Below are 18,153 nucleotides of genomic sequence, written 5' to 3'. Positions count from 1 at the left end.
GTGCCTGACGGACAACGCTGCCCGGTTTCGACATCACGCCGCCGCGACGACCCCCTCGACAGAGAGATGACCCTGATTAACGCCCGATCGTATCGATCCAGTCTGGCAACGCGGAGAGATCGGGCAATTGGCGAAACCGGGGATGGCCGACCGGCGCGTCGCCCGCCTCATGCGCCCAGGCCAGCGCCTGCGGGACATACGCAGCCCATGCCCCGGCGGCCAACGCGGGCAGGACGTCCGACCGCATCGAATCACCTGCCATCACCGCACGGTCGGGCGCGACGCCGTAGCGCTCGAACAACCGTGCGAAGGTCTCGGTCGTCTTGTCGCTGACGATCTCGATCCCCGCGAACCGATCGCCCAGCCCCGACGCGGCGAGCTTCGCCTCCTGATGCAGCAGGTCGCCCTTGGTCACCAGCACGAGCCGCCCGCGCTCGGCCAGCGCATCGAGCGTTTCCTCTATGCCGTGAAGCAGTTCGACCGGATGTGCCAGCAGGCGCCGACCGGCGGCCAGCAGGTCGGCGATCACTCCCTTCGGTAACCGTTCCCCGGCGAGTTCGAGCGCGGTCTCGATCATCGAGAGGGTGAACCCCTTGGCACCATAGCCGTAGAGCTTCAGATTGCGCGCCTCGCAGGCATCCAGTGTTTCCCGCGCGACGTCGGCGGCGGCAAAGGGCTGCAACATCGCGATGAACGCGTCATGTGCTTCCTCGAAATGGCGCATGTTGTGCCAGAGCGTGTCGTCGGCATCGAGGCAGATAAGATCGATCGGCATGGCCGCTGGATAGCGTGCGGCAACTGGCAACGAAAGCCACCGCCCCCTTCGTCATTCCGGAGAAAGCCGGAATCCATGGATGGGTGACGTCGCGTTTCTTTCGAGCCCATCCGACACAATGGATTCCGGCCTTCGCCGGAATGACGACCCTCGGCGAGAACCGGAACGCAGAACGGGCGCCGGTTACCCGACGCCCGTTCATTGTCCATCAGTGAAACCGCAGCTTACGCCGCGTCACCCGCCTTCTTCTTTTCGGCATAGACGCGGACCGGTTCCTTGCGGCCCTCGATCACGTCCTTGTCGACGACGACCTCGTCCACGCCGTCCATCGACGGCAGATCGAACATCGTGTCGAGCAGGATGCCTTCGAGGATCGAACGGAGTCCCCGCGCGCCGGTCTTGCGTTCGATCGCCCGCTTCGACACCGACACCAACGCCTCGTCGTTGAAGCCCAGCTTCACGCCCTCCATGTCGAACAGCTTCTGATACTGCTTGACCAGTGCGTTCTTCGGCTCCGTCAGGATCTTGATGAGCGCCGGGACATCGAGGTCCTCGAGCGTCGCGATCACCGGCAGACGACCGACGAATTCCGGAATCAGCCCGAACTTCAGCAGATCTTCCGGCTCGGTCTGGCGCAGCACCTCGCCGGTGCGGCGTTCCTCCGGCGCGGCGACATAGGCGCCGAAGCCGATCGACTTGCCCTGCAATCGGTCGGCGATGATCTTCTCCAGACCCGCGAACGCCCCGCCGCAGATGAACAGGATGTTCGTCGTGTCGACCTGCAGGAACTCCTGCTGCGGATGCTTGCGCCCGCCCTGCGGCGGCACCGACGCAGTCGTGCCTTCCATCAGCTTCAGCAGCGCCTGCTGCACGCCTTCCCCCGACACGTCGCGCGTAATCGACGGATTCTCGGCCTTGCGGCTGATCTTGTCGATTTCGTCGATATAGACGATCCCGCGCTGCGCGCGCTCGACATTGTAGTCCGATGCCTGGAGCAGCTTGAGGATGATGTTCTCGACATCCTCGCCGACATAGCCGGCTTCGGTCAGCGTCGTCGCATCGGCCATGGTGAACGGCACGTCGAGGATACGCGCCAGCGTCTGCGCCAGCAGCGTCTTGCCGCAACCGGTCGGGCCGACCAGCAGGATGTTCGACTTCGCCAGTTCGACGTCGGCACCCTTCTGCCCGTGGTTCAACCGCTTGTAATGGTTGTGCACCGCGACCGACAATACGCGCTTGGCCTGCTTCTGCCCGATGACATAATCGTCGAGGACATTGCAGATTTCCTGCGGCGTCGGGACCCCGCCGTCCTTCTTGGCGACCAGTGCCGACTTCGTTTCCTCACGGATGATGTCGTTGCACAGTTCGACGCATTCGTCGCAGATGAACACGGTCGGACCCGCGATCAGCTTGCGCACCTCATGCTGCGACTTGCCGCAGAACGAGCAGTACAGGGTGCTCTTGGAGTCGCCGCCGCTGAGCTTCGTCATTCAAATCATCTCCCGCGCCATCGTGGCGCGTCTTTCCGCCTGTCAGGATACACACAGGCTTGTATCCGGCAATCCATTAATAGTTTACCCGCCCGAACCGCCGGATGGGTGTCGGGCGGGCAACCGCTTATGCGGCCGACGTCGCCTCTTCCGGCGCGCCCGGACGCTTGTCGAACACCTGGTCGACCAGGCCGAACGCCTTGGCTTCGTCCGCCTCGAGGAAGGTGTCGCGGTCCATCGCGCGCTCGATCACGTCCAGCGGCTTGCCGGTATATTTCGCGTACAGGTCGTTCATCCGGCGACGGATGCGCAGGATTTCCTTGGCCTGGATTTCGATGTCCGATGCCATGCCCTGTGCGCCGCCCGAGGGCTGGTGGATCATGATGCGGGCGTTGGTCAGCGCCACGCGCATCCCCGGCTCGCCCGACGCCAGCAGGAAGCTGCCCATCGACGCCGCCTGCCCGATGCACACCGTGCCGACGCGCGGACGGATATACTGCATGGTATCGTGGATCGCCATGCCGGCCGTCACCACCCCGCCCGGCGAGTTGATGTACATCCAGATGTCCTTCTTCGGATTTTCCGATTCGAGGAACAGCAGCTGCGCGGTGATGAGCGAGGCCATATGGTCCTCGACGCCGCCGGTCACGAACACGATGCGTTCGCGCAGCAGGCGCGAATAGATGTCGAAGCTGCGCTCGCCGCGGCTCGACTGTTCGATGACGATGGGGACGAGGCCGTCGTGAATATCTAGCATTGGGTTCCCGCTGAGTAGGTTTCGCCGCCTTACATCGGCGCTCGCGACAAACCGCGCAAGGGGCCAGCGCATCGCTACGCCCCCGGAATGATGGTTATCGCCCGGTCGACGCGCGGCCCGGCGCCGGATAGGCGAGATAGGCCAGCCGCCGCACCTCGCGTCGCCCACGGACGACGGTGTCGAGGATCAGGCCGGAAAACAGGCAGAGCGACGCAAGGATGACCAGCCCCGTCGCCAGGATTGCGGTCGGAAACCGCGGCACCAGCCCGGTATGCAGGTAGGTGATGGCCAGCGGCACCGCGAGAATGAGCGCGATGAGCGCAAGCAGCAGGCCGATCGCGCCGAAGAACCACAGCGGTCGCTCGATCCGGTACAGGGTCGCGATGGTCCGCGCGATGCGGAAACCGTCGCCATAGGTCGACAGCTTCGACGTCGATCCTTCCGGCCGTGCGAAGTAGCGAGTCGTGACCTCCGCCACCGGCATCCGCAGTTCGAGGGCGTGGACGCTGATCTCGGTCTCGATCTCGAACCCGGCCGACAAGGAGGGAAAGCTCTTCACGAACCGCCGGGAAAACACCCGGTAACCCGACAGGATGTCGGAAAAGCTGCGTCCGAACAGCCGCGCCAACATGCCCGTCAACATGGCATTGCCGAAACGATGTCCCCGCCGATAGGCAAGTGCCGCGTCGCTCACCCGCTGCCCGACCACCATGTCGAGCTGTTCGTCGATCAACCGCGCGACCAGTTCGGGCGCGGCGGCGGCGTCATAGGTCGCGTCGCCATCGGCCATGATATAGATGTCGGCATCGACATCGGCGAACATACGCCGGACGACCGCGCCCTTGCCCTGGATGCGCTCGCTGCGCACCACGGCGCCGGCTGCCCGCGCGACCTCGATCGTGCGATCCGAAGAATTGTTGTCGTACACATAGATCGTCGCATCGGGCAGCGCCGCGCGAAACCCCGCGATGGTCGCGCCGATCGCGGCTTCTTCATTGTAGCAGGGCAGCAGGACAGCGACGGTCGTGGACATGGCTCCGCGTACAACACCGGATGCGACCGAAAGCAAGCGCCGGACATGCAAAGGCCGCCCGCTTCGCCAAGGAAGCGGACGGCCCTGTGCCATCGGGATCGAACGATCAGCCCTCGCTGGCTTCGGTCTCGACCTTCTTCTTGGCGCGCGGCTTCTTCGCAGGCGCCGGAGCAGCCTCACCCTCGGCGGCTTCCGCCGGAGCGGCCTCCGCCTTCTTGGCGGGTGCCTTGCGGGTGGCGGCCTTCTTCTTCGGCGCTTCGGCTTCGGCCGGGGCGTCGGCGGCGGCAGGCTCGACGTCCTTCGCGGTCACCGGCTTCGCGTCATGGCCATGGTCGTGATCGTGGTTGCAATCCGGACCATGAACGTGCGGCACGGCGCCTTCCTCGCTCTCGATCGCGGCTTCCAGTTCCTCGCGCGTCACTTCGCGGTCGGTGATCTCGGCCTTGCCGAACAGGAAGTCGACGACCTTGTCCTCATACAGCGGGGCACGTAGCTGCGCGGCCGCCATCGGCTCCTGCTGCACATACTGGATGAAGCGCTGGCGATCTTCCGGGCCGTACTGCTGCGCGGCCTGCATGATGAGGCGCTGCATTTCCTGCTGGCTGACCTCGATGCCGTTCTTCTGGCCGATTTCCGACAGAAGCAGGCCGAGGCGAACGCGGCGCACCGCGATCTGGCGATAGTCGTCACGCTCGGCTTCCAGCTCGGCACGCGCCGCTTCCGGATCGGCTTCGTGGCCCGCTTCGTGCTGCAGCTGCGCCCAGATCTGGTCGAACTCGGCCTCCACCATCGACGGCGGCACGTCGAAATCGTGACCGGCGGCCAGCTGGTCCAGCAGCTTGCGCTTCATATGGGTGCGGGTCAGGCCGTTCAGCTCCTGCTCGATCTGCCCCTTGATGAGACCGCGCAGCTGCTCGAGGCTCTCGAGCCCCAGCGACTTGGCGAACTCGTCGTCCGGACCGCCTTCGGCCGGAACCTTCACCTCGGTGATCTTCAGGTCGAAGGTCGCGGCCTTGCCCTTCAGGTTCTCGGCCTGATAATCATCGGGGAAGGTGACGTTGATCGTCTTCTCGTCGCCCTTCTTCACGCCGACCAGCTGGTCTTCGAAGCCGGGGATCAGACGGCCCGAGCCGATCTCGATCGCCATGCCCTCGCCGGTGCCGCCGTCGAACGCGACGTCATCGACCTTGCCGACGAAATCCATCACGACCAGATCGCCGGTGGCCGCTTCATGGCCTTCCTCGGCGTCGTCGTGGCGCTTGTTGTTGCTGGCGAGCTGATCGAGCTGCTGGTCGACGACCGCTTCGTCGGCGGGGACCGTCAGCCGCTCCAGCTTCAGATCGTCGATCGCCGGGGCGGGCACGTCCGGCAGCACTTCGAGCGACACGGTGACGGCCGCATCCTTGCCCGGCGCATAATCACCTTCCAGCGACACCTGCGGCGCGGTGGCCGGGCGCAGCTTCTGCTCGGCGATCAGCGTCTGGATGCCGTCCTGGATCGAGCTGTTCAGCGCGTCCTGCGACAGCGCTTCGCCGTGCATCTTGCGGATCAGGTTCGCGGGCACCTTGCCGGGGCGGAAGCCGGGCATCTTGATCGTCGGCGCAACCCGCTTCACTTCCGCATCGACCTTCGCGTCGACCTCGGCAGCGGTGATGGTCAGCGTGTAGGCGCGCTTCAGGCCCTCGTTCAACGTCTCGACAGTCTGCATTCTCACGGCTTTCGTCAAAAGAATCGAATGGAGCGGCTCCAGCTTCGACAGGCGCTGGCGGCGTCACTGGTGCGGGCGAAGGGAGTCGAACCCCCACATCTTTCGATACTGGAACCTAAATCCAGCGCGTCTACCAGTTCCGCCACGCCCGCCGAGCGGACGCCGCCGGCACGGGCGCGTCTATAGCAGTCATGTGCGCCGGGGCAAGTCGCCACGCTTCGCAGAGTTGCATCGCCGCCGCAACCCGTCCGCGCGGCGGACGTTGGGGAGCGGAAGGAGAGACTGAATCATGCCCGTCGAACCGCCAATCCCCGCCGAGACGCCCGCCCCCGATCCGGGCGTCGCCCCGACCACCCCGCCCCCGGAACATCCCGTGCCGCAGACCGAACCGGGCCAGCCGACCGCGCCCCCGCCGGAAATCGACGTACCCGGACCGGACATCGACATTCCCAGCCCGATGCCAGGCAGTGATCCGGGCGTGACGCCCGTACCCGGCCAGCCGGTGATGGAAGGAAACTGACATGAGCGACCGCGATCGCAGCGCGCATCCCGACAGCGCACCGCAGGACGACACCGAACGCCGCAGCGACATCGAAAAGGCCGTCGACGCGGTCAACGGCGATGTAGAGCGCGGCGGCACCGGTAACGGCGCGACGCCGCCGACCGAACCGACCGTTTCACCGGACACCGCCGGCGGTTCCGGCGGAGTCGTCCGCAATCAGGAGGCTGACGGACAGTAAGCTCGTACTGCAAGCCTATCCACGAACGTCATTCCAGTGCATGCTGGAATCTTCCGGTTGCAGGCCCCCCAGGAGCCGCAGGAGACCCCAGCCTTTGCTGAGGTGACGTGTATGGCGGGATTGAAGCGTCAGCGCTCTGGCCCTGTTATCCCCGTACCCGCCGCGCGGTGATGATCTTCACCGGCGCGGCGGGCATTTCGCCCTTGAATGCGCCGTTGCTCGCCTTGGCCGGATCGACCGGCGTATCGAGAATCTTCACCAGCACGTCGCGACCATCGACGATCCGGGCAAAGGCGGCATAGCCCTGCCCGTCCGCCGGCACGCCCGGCGCGGCATCCAGCGCCCGACGCTGATCCCCGACCGAAATCGTGAACTCGCCGCGGGCGGTACCCAGCCCCAACCGCGCGACCGACAGCGTGCCGTCAGTATGCGATAACCCCGTCTGGGTGGTCGGTTCATGCTTGATCGGCGCTAAGTTCCGCTTCGGATCGCCCTGCGGTCCGAACTGGACGAAGCCGAACTCCGGCCCGACCTTCACGATACGGTAGAAACTCGTGCCATCGAGCCGCTTCTGGTCGACATAGCGCAGGAAATTCGCGGCGGTGATCGGCGCGCGCTTCACCTCGACCTCGACGGTCAGGGTGCCGGCATTGGTGACGATCGCGACGCGCGGCAGCGGCGGTTCAGCGGCCGGTTGCGGTGCCGGGGCCTGCGCCCATGCCGGTCCGGCCAGTGCCAGCGCCACCAAGAGCGCGCGTCGCGTCGCCTTCATCATCCCAGCGCCTTCTTCAGCAGGTCGTTGACCACGCCCGGATTGGCCTTGCCGCCCATCGCCTTCATCGTCTGTCCGACGAAGAACCCGAACAGCTTGTCCTTGCCGCCGCGATAGTCGGCGACCTTGTCGGCATTCTTCTCCATGACCTCGGCGATCACCGCCTCGATCGCACCGGTGTCGCTGGTCTGCTTGAGGCCGCGCTCCTCGACGATGGCGTTCGCGCCCTGCCCGGTTTCGAGCATGATCTCGAACACCTGCTTCGACAACGTGCCCGACAGCGTGCCATCGGCGACGAGCTTGAGCAGTTCCGCGCCCTGCGCTGGCGATACCGGGCTATCGACGATACCCTTGCCCAATCGGTTGAGCGCACCATAGAGGTCGGAAATCAACCAGTTGGCGGCCGACTTTGCCGGCACGTCTGAACCGCATTCGGCCAGCAGCGCCTCGAACCAGCGGGCCGTCTCGACCTCGGCGGTCAGCACTGCGGCATTGTACGCCGACAGGCCCAGTTCGCCTTCATACCGCCGACGCTTGGCATCGGGCAGTTCCGGCAGGGACGCGCGGCATTCGTCGAGGAACGCGTCGTCCAGTTCGAGCGGGAGAAGATCCGGGTCGGGAAAGTACCGATAGTCGTGCGCGTCTTCCTTCGACCGCATCGACCGGGTCACGCCCTTGTCCGGATCGAACAGGCGGGTTTCCTGCACGATGCGCCCGCCATCTTCCAGCACCGCGACCTGCCGGTTCGCCTCATATTCGATCGCCGCCATCACGAAGCGGACCGAATTGACGTTCTTCGTCTCGGTCCGGGTCCCCAGCTCCTCGCCCGGGCGGCGGACCGAGACGTTGACGTCGGCGCGCATCGACCCCTGGTCCATGTTACCGTCGCACGACCCGACATAGCGAAGAATCGACCGCAGCTTCGACAGGTAAGCCCCTGCTTCGGCAGGCGAAGTCATGTCCGGTCGGCTGACGATTTCCATCAGCGCCACGCCCGATCGGTTGAGATCGACGTAGGAGCGCGTCGGATGCTGGTCGTGCATCAGCTTACCGGCATCCTGTTCGACATGGATGCGCTCGACCCCGATCGTCTTGGGGCGGCTGTTCGGGTCCTTCTCATCGAGAACGACCGTAACCGAACCCTCGCCGACCAGCGGGTGATAGAGCTGGCTGATCTGATAGCCCTGCGGCAGATCGGCATAGAAATAATTCTTACGGTCGAAGCGCGACCATTTGTTGATGACCGCGTCGATCGCCATGCCGGTGCGCACCGCCTGCCGAATGCACTCGCGGTTCGGCGTCGGTAACGTGCCCGGCATCGCGGCATCGACCAGCGATACTTGCGTATTCGGCTCGGCACCAAAGGCGGTCGCCGCGCCCGAGAATAGCTTGGCGTTCGACGTGACCTGCGCATGGACTTCGAGGCCGATCACGACCTCCCAGTCACCGGTCGCGCCACGGATGCGGTAGGTGGACTCAGTCATTCTCATTCAATCCACGTTCTGGGCGTCGGAACAGTCGATGCCGTTCGCGCCGTTCCGTTTTCGCCTGCCGATCGATCGCTCGTCGGCGGGCAGGACGATCATCCTTTCGCTTGCTCAACCAGTCGAAGATGCCGGGCACGTCGCCCAGTACCTCCAACCAGTCGAACAGGCTCACCACCACTTATCCGCGCGAGCGACGAACCCCGCGCGCTGCTCGATCGCCAGACCGGCATTCAGCACGCCCTGCTCGTCCAGCGGCTTGCCGATGATCTGAAGCCCCAGCGGCAGCCCGTCCTTGTCGACGCCGCCCGGCACGCTCATTGCCGGCAGGCCGGCCAGCGACGACGGCACGGTGAACACGTCGTTCAGGTACATTGCGATCGGATCGGCGCTCTTCTCGCCCAGCGCGAACGCCGCCGATGGCGCGGTCGGGGTCAGTAGCACGTCGCACTGTTCCCACGCCCGTTCGAAATCGCGCGCGATCAGCGTCCGCACCTTCTGTGCCTGCGTGTAATAGGCGTCGTAGAAGCCGGCCGAGAGCACATAGGTGCCGATCATGATCCGGCGCTTCACTTCGTCGCCGAAACCGGCGGCGCGGGTCGCGGCGTACATGTCCTGCAGGCCCGCGCCATCGGGCAGCACGCGCTGGCCAAAGCGCACGCCGTCATAGCGGGCGAGGTTCGACGACGCTTCGGCGGGTGCGATGATGTAATAGGCCGGCAGCGCATATTTGGTGTGCGGCAGCGAGACCTCGACGATCTCCGCGCCGGCATCCTTCAGCCACTCGATCCCCTGCTGCCACAGCGCCTCGATCTCGGCCGGCATCCCGTCGACGCGATATTCCTTGGGGATTCCGACGCGCTTGCCCGCCATGCTGGCGTTCAGCCCCGCTTCCCATGCCGGGACGGGCAGGTCGAGCGAGGTCGAATCCTTCGGATCGAACCCAGCCATCGCCTCCAGCATGATCGCGCAGTCGCGCACGTCGCGCGCCATCGGCCCCGCCTGGTCGAGTGAGGAGGCGAAGGCGACGACACCGTAGCGCGAGCAGCGGCCATAGGTCGGCTTGATGCCGGTGATGCCGACGAAGGCGGCCGGCTGGCGGATCGAACCGCCGGTGTCGGTGCCGGTCGCCGCCGGGCACAACCGCGCCGCGATCGCCGCCGACGATCCGCCCGACGACCCGCCCGGCGCCATCGGCGCGGTGTCGTTCGGACGCCGCCACGGCGAGATGACGTTGCCGAATGCGCTGGTTTCGTTGGACGAACCCATGGCGAACTGGTCGAGGTTCAGCTTGCCCAACATCCCCGCGCCGGCATTCCACAAATTGCCGGACACCGTAGACTCATACTGCGGCACGAACCCCTTCAGGATGCCGCTCGCCGCCGTCGTCTCGACGCCCTGCGTGCAGAATAGGTCCTTCATGCCGATCGGCACGCCGGCCAGCGGCTTGAGCGTCTCGCCCGCCGCCCGCGCATCGTCGGCGACCTTGGCGGCGGCCAACGCGTGGTCGGGCGTTTCGACCAGGAAGGCATTTAGCGGCTTCGCAGCGGCGACGGCGGTGATGAACGCATCCGCCACGTCGCGCGCCGAAAACGTACCGGCACGCACGCCGTCGCGGATCGCGGCGACGCCAAGATCGGTCAGGTTCGACACTATTCGATCACTTTCGGAACGGTGAAAAAGCCATGCTCGCCCTGCGGCGCATTGGCGAGCACCCGGTCGCGTACATCGCCATCGGTGACGACGTCCTCGCGCAGGCGCAGATGATTGGGGATGACGGCCGTCATCGGCTCGACGCCTTGGGTATCGACCTCTCCCAGCTGTTCGATCCAGCCAAGGATGTTGCCGAGTTCAGGTGCCAGCTTTTCGGCTTCGGCATCGGTGATCGCGATACGGGCAAGGCCGGCCACGCGCTTTACGGTTGCAGGTTCGACGGACATGGAAAGGGCGGCTAGCATCCTCGCCCGCCCCCCACAAGCACCCGCAAAGCGGTTGCGCGCGCCCGCGCCATCCCGCATCGAGTGGCCGCAACAGCGGTGGAGTTCCGATTGGCGCGCAAATTCCTGTATATCGTGGCGACGCTGATCGTCCTCGTCATCCTCGGCGCGGTCGCCTATCGTCTGTTCGGCAACGACCTGTTGCGCCGCGCGATGGTGCCGAGCGTCGCGTTCCGCACCGAAGCGACCATCCCGTCGCGGTTATATGCCGACAAGGCGATGTGGTTCGCGCGGCCGGGGCTGACGAACACACCGGTCGACTGGTTGCCGCCGGGCGTCGCGCCCACGCCCGCCGGTCGGGCCGAAATCTTCTTTGTCCACCCGACATCGTTCGTCGGCACCGACCGCTGGAACGCGGCGCTGGACGATGCCGAGACGAATGATCGTGCGCGCATCTTCCTGCGCGGACAGGCCAGCGCGTTCAGTGCGGCGGGACGGGTATGGGCACCGCACTATCGGCAGGCGACGTTCGGCGCATTCCTGACCAGCGAGGCCGCTGCGGGCCAGGCGCTGGACCTCGCCTATCACGACATCGAATCGGCATTCGATCGGTTCTTGCGTGAAGTCGACCCGAAGCGCCCGATCATCCTCGCCGGGCATAGCCAGGGGGCGCTGCACCTGACCCGGTTGCTGCGCGAGAAAGTCGCGGGCACGTCGCTCGCCCGGCGGGTCGTCGCCGCTTACGTCGTCGGATGGCCGGTATCGAAGGCGACCGACATTCCCGCACTCGGCCTGCCCGAATGCGCCACCCCCGATCAAGCAGGATGTTTGTTGTCGTGGCAGAGCTTCGCCGAACCCGCCGATCCTTCGCTGATCGTCGAACAATATGATGCATCCACCGGGTTCGACGGCCGTCCCCGTGCCAATACCCCAATGGTCTGCACCAATCCGCTGACCGGCACGCCCGGCGCTCAAGCCCCGGCGACCGCCAATCTCGGCACGCTGATCCCCGACAAGTCGCTGGAGAACGCGACGATGACGCCCGGGCTGGTTCCCGCCGCCTGCGGCCCGCGCGGCTTCCTGTCGATCGGTGACAACCCGCCCGACCTCGGCCCCTATGTGCTGCCGGGCAACAACTGGCACGTCTATGACTACAGCCTGTTCTGGGCGAATGTCCGCGCCGATGCGCTGCGTAGGCTGGCGACGTGGGAGAAACGATGATTACCGAAGACCGCGCCGTCTTTCGCGACGCGCTGCCCGAAGGCGGTCGGCTGATCGGCCTCGACGTCGGGACGAAGACGATCGGCACCGCGCTGTGCGATGCCGGGTGGAGCTTCGCCAGCCCCGCCCTGCTGGTCAACCGGACGAAGTTCACCGCCGACAAGGCGCAATTGGCAACGTTGATCCGCCAGCAATCGGTGCGTGGCATCGTCATCGGCCTGCCGCTCAACATGGACGGCACCGATTCGCCGCGAACCCAGTCGGTGCGTGCCTTTGCCCGCAACCTCGATGACCTGAACCTGCCCATCTTCCTGTGGGACGAACGCTGGTCGACGGTCGCGGTCGAGCGACAGATGATCGCCGAGGATCTGAGCCGCGCCAAACGCGCCGAACGCGTCGACAAGCTCGCCGCCGCCTATATCCTGCAAGGGGCGATCGACGCGTTGGTGAACGTCCCGCTCGCCTGAGCTTGCGCATGGGGCCGCTGCGGCCTAACCGGTCGCCTCGATGCCTATTTCAGACCACCGCCCCGCCGCCATGATCGATGGCGGCGCCGTTTTCCCGCATCGGCACCTGACCGGGATCGAGGGCTTGCAGCCCCACGAAATCCTGTTCCTGCTCGACGAGGCGGAACAATGGATCGACGCCAACCGCAGCCGGGCGCCCGGCGACCAGCGGCTGAAGGGCGTGACGCAGATCAACGCGTTCTTCGAAAACAGCACGCGCACGCTGCTGTCCTTCGAGATCGCCGGCAAGCGGCTGGGCGCGGACGTGGTCAACATGCACGCCGGCCAGTCAAGCGTGAAGAAAGGCGAGACGCTGATCGATACCGCCGTCACGCTGAACGCGATGCGCGCCGACGTGATCGTCATCCGTCACAGCTCGTCGGGCGCGGTGCAACTGATCGCGGACAAGGTCGACTGCCCCGTGCTGAACGCGGGCGATGGTTGGCACGAACACCCGACGCAGGCGCTGCTCGACGCCCTGACCATCCGTCGTAGGCTGGGAGGGATCGCCCACAAGCGGGTCGTGATCTGCGGCGACATCCTGCACAGCCGGGTGGCGCGGTCGAACATTCTGGCGCTCACCACGCTGGCCGCCGAGGTTCGCGTCGTCGCCCCGGCAACATTGACGCCGCACGCGATCGAATCGATGGGCGTGACGCCGTTCACCGACTTCGATGCCGCATTGGAAGGGGCCGACGTCGTGATGATGCTTAGGTTGCAGAACGAACGGATGAACGGCGGCTTCATCCCTTCCACCCGCGAATATCACCTGCGCTACGGACTGACTCGCGAACGGCTGAAGCGCGCCGAACCGCACGCGATCGTCATGCACCCCGGCCCGATGAATCGAGGGATCGAGATCACCAGCGACGTAGCGGACGATCCCGAACGCTCGACGATCACCGAACAGGTGGAAATGGGCGTGGCGGTTCGCATGGCCTGCCTCGACGTGCTGACCCGGCGCAGCCGCGGCGTGGAGGGCTGGGCATGAGCAAGCGGTTCACCGGCGGCACGCTGGTCTGTCCGGTCGGCGGCGTCGTTCCGCGCGACCTGTCGATTGATGGCGACGTCATCGCCGCCGATGTGGCGGAGGCCGAGACGATCGACGCCTCGGGCAAGCTGATCGCGCCGGCCATCGTCGATCTGGGCGTGTTCGGCATCGATGCCGCCGCCTGCCGCGCCGGCGGGATCGTCCGTGTCGGGCTGATGCCCGATCAGGCCCCGGTACTCGACGATCCGGGCATCGTCGCGCGGGCGGCGCATATGGGCAAGCCCGACATCTGGATTCACCCGATCGCCGCCGCGACGCAGGGGCTGCGCGGTACCGATCTCGCCGAAATGGCGATCAATGCCGAAGCGGGCGCGGCGGCGGTCTCGACCGGCCGGCGCTGGATCGCCGACAGCGGTGTTATGCGCAAGGTGCTGGCCTATGCCCGCGACTGCGGCCTGGTCGTCATCGCCCATGCCGAGGATGGCGGACTGGCCGGAGACGCGGTCGCAACGGCGGGCGAGACGGCAACCCGCCTCGGCCTGCCCGCCGCCCCGGCAATGGCCGAAGCGCTGGCGATCGCGCGCGACGTGATGCTGGCGGAGGACACCGGCGCGCGCCTTCATTTCCGGCAAGTGACGACCGCCGCCGGGTTCGACCTAATCCGCGCGGCAAAGCGGCGCGGGGTGCGCGTCACCTGCGGCATTACGCCGGCGCACCTCTATCTGTCGGACATCGCGATGAGCGATTTCCGCACCTTCGCCCATCTGTCGCCGCCCTTGCGCAATGAGAGCGACCGGCAGGCGGCACGGGCCGCAATCGCCGACGGAACGATCGACGTGCTGTGTTCGGGCCACGACCCGCGCGGTCCGGAGGCCAAGCGCCTGCCCTTCGCCGATTCGGAACCCGGCATGGCCGGTGCGGAGACGTTGTTGCCGCTGGGGCTGGGGCTGGTGCGCGACGGATTGATCGGCCTCGACCGGCTGTTCGCGCTGCTGTCGCGCAACCCGGCGATGCTGCTCGGCCTCGAATCGGGCACGCTCGACGTCGGTGCGCCGGCGGACCTGATCGTGATCGATCAGGACGCGCCGTGGCAGGTCCGCGCCGATGCGCTGGCGGGCAAGGCCGCGAACACCCCGTTCGACGGCCTGCCGGTACAAGGCCGCGCGGTGCGTGTAATGAAAGGCGGCGCGTTCCTGTAAGGGAACGCGCCGCCACCCCCTGGGAGAGGACCGGGTAAGGCGTTAGCGCGAAGCGAGACGGTCGGGACGGGCCCAGCTGGCGAGCTGCTCGCCGGCATGGGTACGCACGAAGCACCGGTCGCCCTTCGCACGAATACTGCCACACAGCGACGTCGCGTCGGTACGGGCGAGCCCTCCGACCGAGAGACGGTAGAAGCTGGCCCCGCGAACGCTGGCCTGCATTCCCTGCGGCGACAACGCGGCAAGACGGGGCACGGCGCGGCTCATACGCCGCCATGCGTTGCGCGCGACGCCGGCATTGTCGAACGCGCCGAGCTGCACATAATAATCGCCCTTCGCCGTCGTGACGGTGGCGATCCGCACGGGCTGCGCGGTCGGGCGGACGCGGGCCGCCATGCGGACCACCTGCTGCTCACGATAGTTGCCGGGCAGCGCCTGCACGATTTCGCGACGCGGGGCGAAGGTGATGGCCGGGCGTGCGACTGCCGCCAGTTCGACGGGCGCGGGCACGGCGGGAACGACCGGTGTATTGCCGACCGGCGCGACGGCGACGACTGCGGCCGGGACCTCCGGAACCGGATCGGCCCGCGCCAGTGCGACCGTCGCGCCGGTAACAGGCTCGACCAGTGCCAGCTGGACCGGCTGGCCGCGATCCGCCGCGGACGGCGTTACGCCCAGCAGCGCCGCGACCTGCTGCGCGGCATGTTCGGGGCGAGCGAACGACGCCCATTCCATCAATCGCTGATCGACCTGCGCCGGGGCCATGTCGACCGACGCGACCGTGCGCGCATCGACCCAGCGCCCGTCGAGCGCCAGCGCGAGCGCGAGGTTCTGACGTACCGTCGCGGTCGCCGCCGGATCGCGCGCGGCTTCGCTCAGCAGCGCAATGCCCCCCGCCGGATCACCGGCCAGCGCCAGCGCCAGCCCGCGATCCGCCGGCGAAATGCGGGCGGCATGGGCGGTCAGGGTCTCACGCGCCGCGACCCATTCGCCCGTGGCGGTCTGCGCCAGCGCGAGGTTGAGCGCGGCCCGCGCGTCCGCCGGGTTCAGCGCCAGGACGTCGGTGAATGCCTGCGCCGCCGATGCGAACCGACCGGCGGCCAGATAGGCCCGGCCGAGCAGCGTGCGATAGGCGGCATCGCGCGGCGACAGTGCGACTGCCTGTTCGGCCAGCATCACTGCCTCCGTCGCCCGCTGCTTCCCTAGGGCCTTGAGCGCCTTCGTCGCGAACTTGCGTGCCGCGCCGTCCTCGGCAGAGGCGACCGCCACGGTGCCGCTGCCCACCAGCACCAGCGAACCGCCCAGCATGGCGGTCGCAAGGCCGATCGATATGAGCAGGTGCGTCTTCATGATGTGCCCTTTGCTGCCCCATCGGGGTCAAGGCGCTGAACGAGCGCCGCGATGTCGGAAGCCGACGGGAGGGAGCGATCAAGCGCATCGCGCACAAAGGCTTCCGGGGTAAGGTTGCGGACCGTCGCTGCCAGCTTCAGCCGCAGCATCCGGTCCGGGTCGAGATCGAGGACGATCGATTCACCGGCCGACGACGGCGTGGCCGACACCGCCTGCAACTTCGCACGATCACGCAGGACGGCAGGCTTGCTATCGCCCAGATCGTTCCAGCCGAGATCGTCACCGTCGACGCTGTCGGGTCCGGTGCCGTGCGGGCGCATGGCGGGGCGTGCCTCGCCCTTGCGGGCCAGCAGGGCCGGATGGATCTGTGCCGGGGGGCGCGGCGTGGTCATGCCGTCACCCCTGCCCCCGGCGCCCGAACCCGCCTGCCGTCACGCGCATCGTGCTCGGCAGGGTCGGCACCGCAAAGACCGTCCGGCGGAAATTCTTCTCCATGCGATCCTGCAGATAGAGCCACAGCGCCTCGATCTCGGCACTCGACCGGGAGGTCGGATCGACTTCCATGACCGTCCGGCCATCGACCATCGACGATGCGAAGTCGACGCGGTGATGCACCGTCACCGGCGCAACCGTGCCGTGTTGAGACAAGGCCATCGTCGCCTCGGTCGTGATGCGCGCGCCGGGCGTGGCGGCGTTCACGACGAACACCAACGGCTTGCCTGCCCGGTCGCACAGATCAACGGTGGCGCCGACGGCACGCAGGTCGTGCGGGCTGGGCCGGGTCGGCACGACGATCAGCTCGGCGACCGCGATGACGCTCTGGATCGCCATGGTGATCGCCGGCGGGGTGTCGATCACCGCCAGCTTGAACCCGTGTGCCCGCAGGGTTTCGAGATCAGCGGCAAGGCGCGCGACCATCGTCTGCGCGAACGCCGGTTCATCGGTGACTCGTGCGTTCCACCATTCGGACAGCGACCCCTGCGGATCGATGTCGATCATCACGACCGGCCCGGCGCCCGCGCGTTCGGCCTGCACGGCCAGATGTCCGGACAAGGTCGTCTTGCCCGAACCACCCTTTTGCGAAGCCACCGCCAGAACGCGCATTGCGCCACCATCTCCTGTAATCTCCCCTCTCCGATGGCACGGGTCCGGATAAGAACCGGTTAACGGCGCGCTTCCCACGGCAGAGGCGCGAAAGGCTTTCCGAAGATGGTGAACCGCTGATAGGGAATGGCGTGAGGACGCAGAGGGGATCGTGATGCGCGTTTTGGTTGGACTGGCGTTGGCGGGCGCGATGTTGTCGACGGCGGCGGGGGCGGATGTGAAGGCCGGGGTCGACGCCTGGGCACGCGGCGACTGGGCGACCGCGGTCCGCGAATGGCAGCAACCCGGAGCCGCCGGCGATGCCGATGCGCAATTCAACCTGGGCCAGGCGTACAAGCTCGGGCGCGGCGTGCCGATGGACATGGCGCAGGCCGAACGCTGGTATGCGCTCGCGGCGCAGCAGGGCCATCGCCAGGCCGAGGATAATTATGGCCTGATCCTGTTCCAGAACGGCAAGCGTGCGGATGCGGTCAAATGGCTGGAAAAGTCGTCGCTGCGGGGCGAAGCGCGTAGTCAGTTCGTGCTGGGCACCATGTTGTTCAACGGCGATTCGGTGCCCAAGGACTGGCGGCGGGCCTATGCGCTGATGACGCGGGCATCGTCGGCGGGACTGCCGCAGGCATCGTCGACGCTGGCGGAGATGGATCGCTACGTCCCACTACCCGATCGGCAGGCGGCGCTGGTGATGGCCCGCGACCTTGAGCGGAACGCCGGGCGGCCGGTACTGGCCGCCGTCCCGCCCAAGGTGGCGACACCCCGCCCCGCCCCGGTTGCGACCGCTACGCCCAAAGCGACCCCCGCACCGCGCCCGACGCCGGTCGCCAAGGCCGCACCGTCCCCCGCCACAAAGCCCACGCCGGTCCGCGACGGCGGCTGGCGGGTACAACTCGGCGCGTTCAAGGATGGCGGCAACGCCCGCCGGTTGTGGAGCAGCGTCGCGGGCAAGTTCGCCGGCCGCCAGCCCTATTACGAGCAGGCCGGAGCCAATACCCGACTGCTGGTCGGCCCGTTCGCCAGCAGCCAGGAGGCAACCCGCGCCTGCGCCGCAATCCGCCCGACCCCCTGCGTGCCGATGAAGCGCTGACC

20 protein-coding genes and 1 tRNA gene are annotated in these 18,153 nt (G+C 66.9%); 7 read left to right on the top strand and 14 right to left on the bottom strand.

Translation table 11 applies throughout. From position 1 onward, the window contains the following. Positions 1-76: 76 nt before the first annotated feature. The 6 genes from ASE83_RS04900 to ASE83_RS04875 form a co-directional block, all read right to left on the bottom strand. Positions 77-775 carry an HAD family hydrolase gene (locus ASE83_RS04900; protein ID WP_055784296.1) on the bottom strand — a complete coding sequence of 233 codons (699 nt, stop codon included), beginning with the start codon at positions 773-775 and terminating at the stop codon, positions 77-79. Positions 776-999: 224 nt separating this feature from the next. Then, positions 1,000-2,265 (bottom strand): ATP-dependent Clp protease ATP-binding subunit ClpX, encoded by a 1,266-nt coding sequence (gene clpX / locus ASE83_RS04895; RefSeq protein ID WP_055784293.1) that lies wholly within the window; start codon positions 2,263-2,265, stop codon positions 1,000-1,002. Positions 2,266-2,392: 127 nt separating this feature from the next. Continuing rightward, positions 2,393-3,022 carry an ATP-dependent Clp protease proteolytic subunit gene (locus ASE83_RS04890; RefSeq protein ID WP_055784292.1) on the bottom strand — a complete coding sequence of 210 codons (630 nt, stop codon included), beginning with the start codon at positions 3,020-3,022 and terminating at the stop codon, positions 2,393-2,395. Positions 3,023-3,116: 94 nt separating this feature from the next. Further along, positions 3,117-4,055: a glycosyltransferase family 2 protein gene (locus tag ASE83_RS04885; protein WP_055784290.1), complete on the bottom strand. Its 939-nt coding sequence runs from the start codon at positions 4,053-4,055 to the stop codon at positions 3,117-3,119. Positions 4,056-4,161: 106 nt separating this feature from the next. Then, positions 4,162-5,763, bottom strand: a complete 1,602-nt coding sequence (gene tig / locus ASE83_RS04880) for a trigger factor (RefSeq protein WP_055784288.1) — start codon at positions 5,761-5,763, stop codon at positions 4,162-4,164. Positions 5,764-5,830: 67 nt separating this feature from the next. Next, positions 5,831-5,915, bottom strand: a tRNA-Leu gene (locus tag ASE83_RS04875). Positions 5,916-6,052: 137 nt separating this feature from the next. On the opposite strand from ASE83_RS04875, the gene ASE83_RS04870 reads away from it, so the two are divergent. Then, entirely contained in the window at positions 6,053-6,283 is a 231-nt protein-coding gene (locus ASE83_RS04870) for a hypothetical protein (RefSeq protein ID WP_055784286.1), read from the top strand. Position 6,284: 1 nt separating this feature from the next. Further along, positions 6,285-6,503, top strand: coding sequence for a hypothetical protein (locus ASE83_RS04865; RefSeq protein ID WP_055784284.1), 219 nt, complete (start codon positions 6,285-6,287; stop codon positions 6,501-6,503). 145 nt (positions 6,504-6,648) lie between these two features. Here ASE83_RS04865 and ASE83_RS04860 read toward each other — a convergent pair whose 3' ends face one another. The 5 genes from ASE83_RS04860 to gatC are packed head-to-tail and all read right to left on the bottom strand — an operon-like array spanning position 6,649 to position 10,699. After that, positions 6,649-7,275: a peptidylprolyl isomerase gene (locus ASE83_RS04860; RefSeq protein WP_156352718.1), complete on the bottom strand. Its 627-nt coding sequence runs from the start codon at positions 7,273-7,275 to the stop codon at positions 6,649-6,651. Continuing rightward, complete coding sequence (gene gatB / locus ASE83_RS04855; RefSeq protein ID WP_055784282.1) at positions 7,275-8,759, bottom strand: Asp-tRNA(Asn)/Glu-tRNA(Gln) amidotransferase subunit GatB; 1,485 nt, start codon at positions 8,757-8,759, stop codon at positions 7,275-7,277. Before gatB ends, ASE83_RS04860 begins: the two co-directional genes overlap by 1 nt. Then, a complete protein-coding gene (locus ASE83_RS18375) occupies positions 8,752-8,934 on the bottom strand; it encodes a hypothetical protein (protein WP_156352643.1) in 183 nt (60 codons plus the stop codon). The genes gatB and ASE83_RS18375 overlap by 8 nt, the downstream gene beginning before the upstream one ends. Then, a complete protein-coding gene (gatA, locus tag ASE83_RS04850) occupies positions 8,931-10,412 on the bottom strand; it encodes an Asp-tRNA(Asn)/Glu-tRNA(Gln) amidotransferase subunit GatA (RefSeq protein WP_055784280.1) in 1,482 nt (493 codons plus the stop codon). Before gatA ends, ASE83_RS18375 begins: the two co-directional genes overlap by 4 nt. Then, positions 10,412-10,699, bottom strand: coding sequence for an Asp-tRNA(Asn)/Glu-tRNA(Gln) amidotransferase subunit GatC (gene gatC, locus ASE83_RS04845; protein WP_055784278.1), 288 nt, complete (start codon positions 10,697-10,699; stop codon positions 10,412-10,414). Before gatC ends, gatA begins: the two co-directional genes overlap by 1 nt. 108 nt (positions 10,700-10,807) lie before the next feature. Here gatC and ASE83_RS04840 point away from each other — a divergent pair, with 108 nt between their 5' ends. From ASE83_RS04840 to ASE83_RS04825, 4 genes are read left to right on the top strand one after another with little or no spacing between them, the layout of a single operon-like run. Further along, the gene (locus tag ASE83_RS04840) at positions 10,808-11,917 is read left to right on the top strand and encodes a DUF3089 domain-containing protein (protein ID WP_055784275.1); all 1,110 of its coding nucleotides are present in this window, start codon (positions 10,808-10,810) and stop codon (positions 11,915-11,917) included. Further along, entirely contained in the window at positions 11,914-12,384 is a 471-nt protein-coding gene (gene ruvX, locus ASE83_RS04835; protein WP_055784273.1) for a Holliday junction resolvase RuvX, read from the top strand. Before ASE83_RS04840 ends, ruvX begins: the two co-directional genes overlap by 4 nt. 40 nt (positions 12,385-12,424) lie before the next feature. Further along, positions 12,425-13,414 carry an aspartate carbamoyltransferase catalytic subunit gene (locus ASE83_RS04830; RefSeq protein WP_055784271.1) on the top strand — a complete coding sequence of 330 codons (990 nt, stop codon included), beginning with the start codon at positions 12,425-12,427 and terminating at the stop codon, positions 13,412-13,414. Continuing rightward, a complete protein-coding gene (locus ASE83_RS04825) occupies positions 13,411-14,613 on the top strand; it encodes a dihydroorotase (protein WP_055784269.1) in 1,203 nt (400 codons plus the stop codon). Before ASE83_RS04830 ends, ASE83_RS04825 begins: the two co-directional genes overlap by 4 nt. Positions 14,614-14,655: 42 nt before the next feature. On the opposite strand, the gene ASE83_RS04820 is transcribed toward ASE83_RS04825, so the two are convergent. The 3 genes from ASE83_RS04820 to ASE83_RS04810 are packed head-to-tail and all read right to left on the bottom strand — an operon-like array spanning position 14,656 to position 17,067. Further along, positions 14,656-15,963 carry an SPOR domain-containing protein gene (locus ASE83_RS04820; protein WP_055784267.1) on the bottom strand — a complete coding sequence of 436 codons (1,308 nt, stop codon included), beginning with the start codon at positions 15,961-15,963 and terminating at the stop codon, positions 14,656-14,658. Further along, positions 15,960-16,355 (bottom strand): hypothetical protein, encoded by a 396-nt coding sequence (locus tag ASE83_RS04815; RefSeq protein ID WP_055784266.1) that lies wholly within the window; start codon positions 16,353-16,355, stop codon positions 15,960-15,962. The genes ASE83_RS04820 and ASE83_RS04815 overlap by 4 nt, the downstream gene beginning before the upstream one ends. Before the next feature lie 4 nt (positions 16,356-16,359). Then, positions 16,360-17,067: a ParA family protein gene (locus ASE83_RS04810; RefSeq protein ID WP_055784265.1), complete on the bottom strand. Its 708-nt coding sequence runs from the start codon at positions 17,065-17,067 to the stop codon at positions 16,360-16,362. Positions 17,068-17,221: 154 nt separating this feature from the next. Between ASE83_RS04810 and ASE83_RS04805 the strand changes: the two genes are divergently transcribed. Further along, positions 17,222-18,151 carry an SPOR domain-containing protein gene (locus ASE83_RS04805; protein WP_055784263.1) on the top strand — a complete coding sequence of 310 codons (930 nt, stop codon included), beginning with the start codon at positions 17,222-17,224 and terminating at the stop codon, positions 18,149-18,151. Positions 18,152-18,153 lie beyond the last annotated feature (2 nt).

The organism is Sphingomonas sp. Leaf32 (assembly GCF_001421765.1).
GTDB lineage: Bacteria > Pseudomonadota > Alphaproteobacteria > Sphingomonadales > Sphingomonadaceae > Sphingomonas.
Note: the sequence above shows the minus strand (reverse complement) of the source record. Positions and strands in the feature narration are given on the sequence as shown.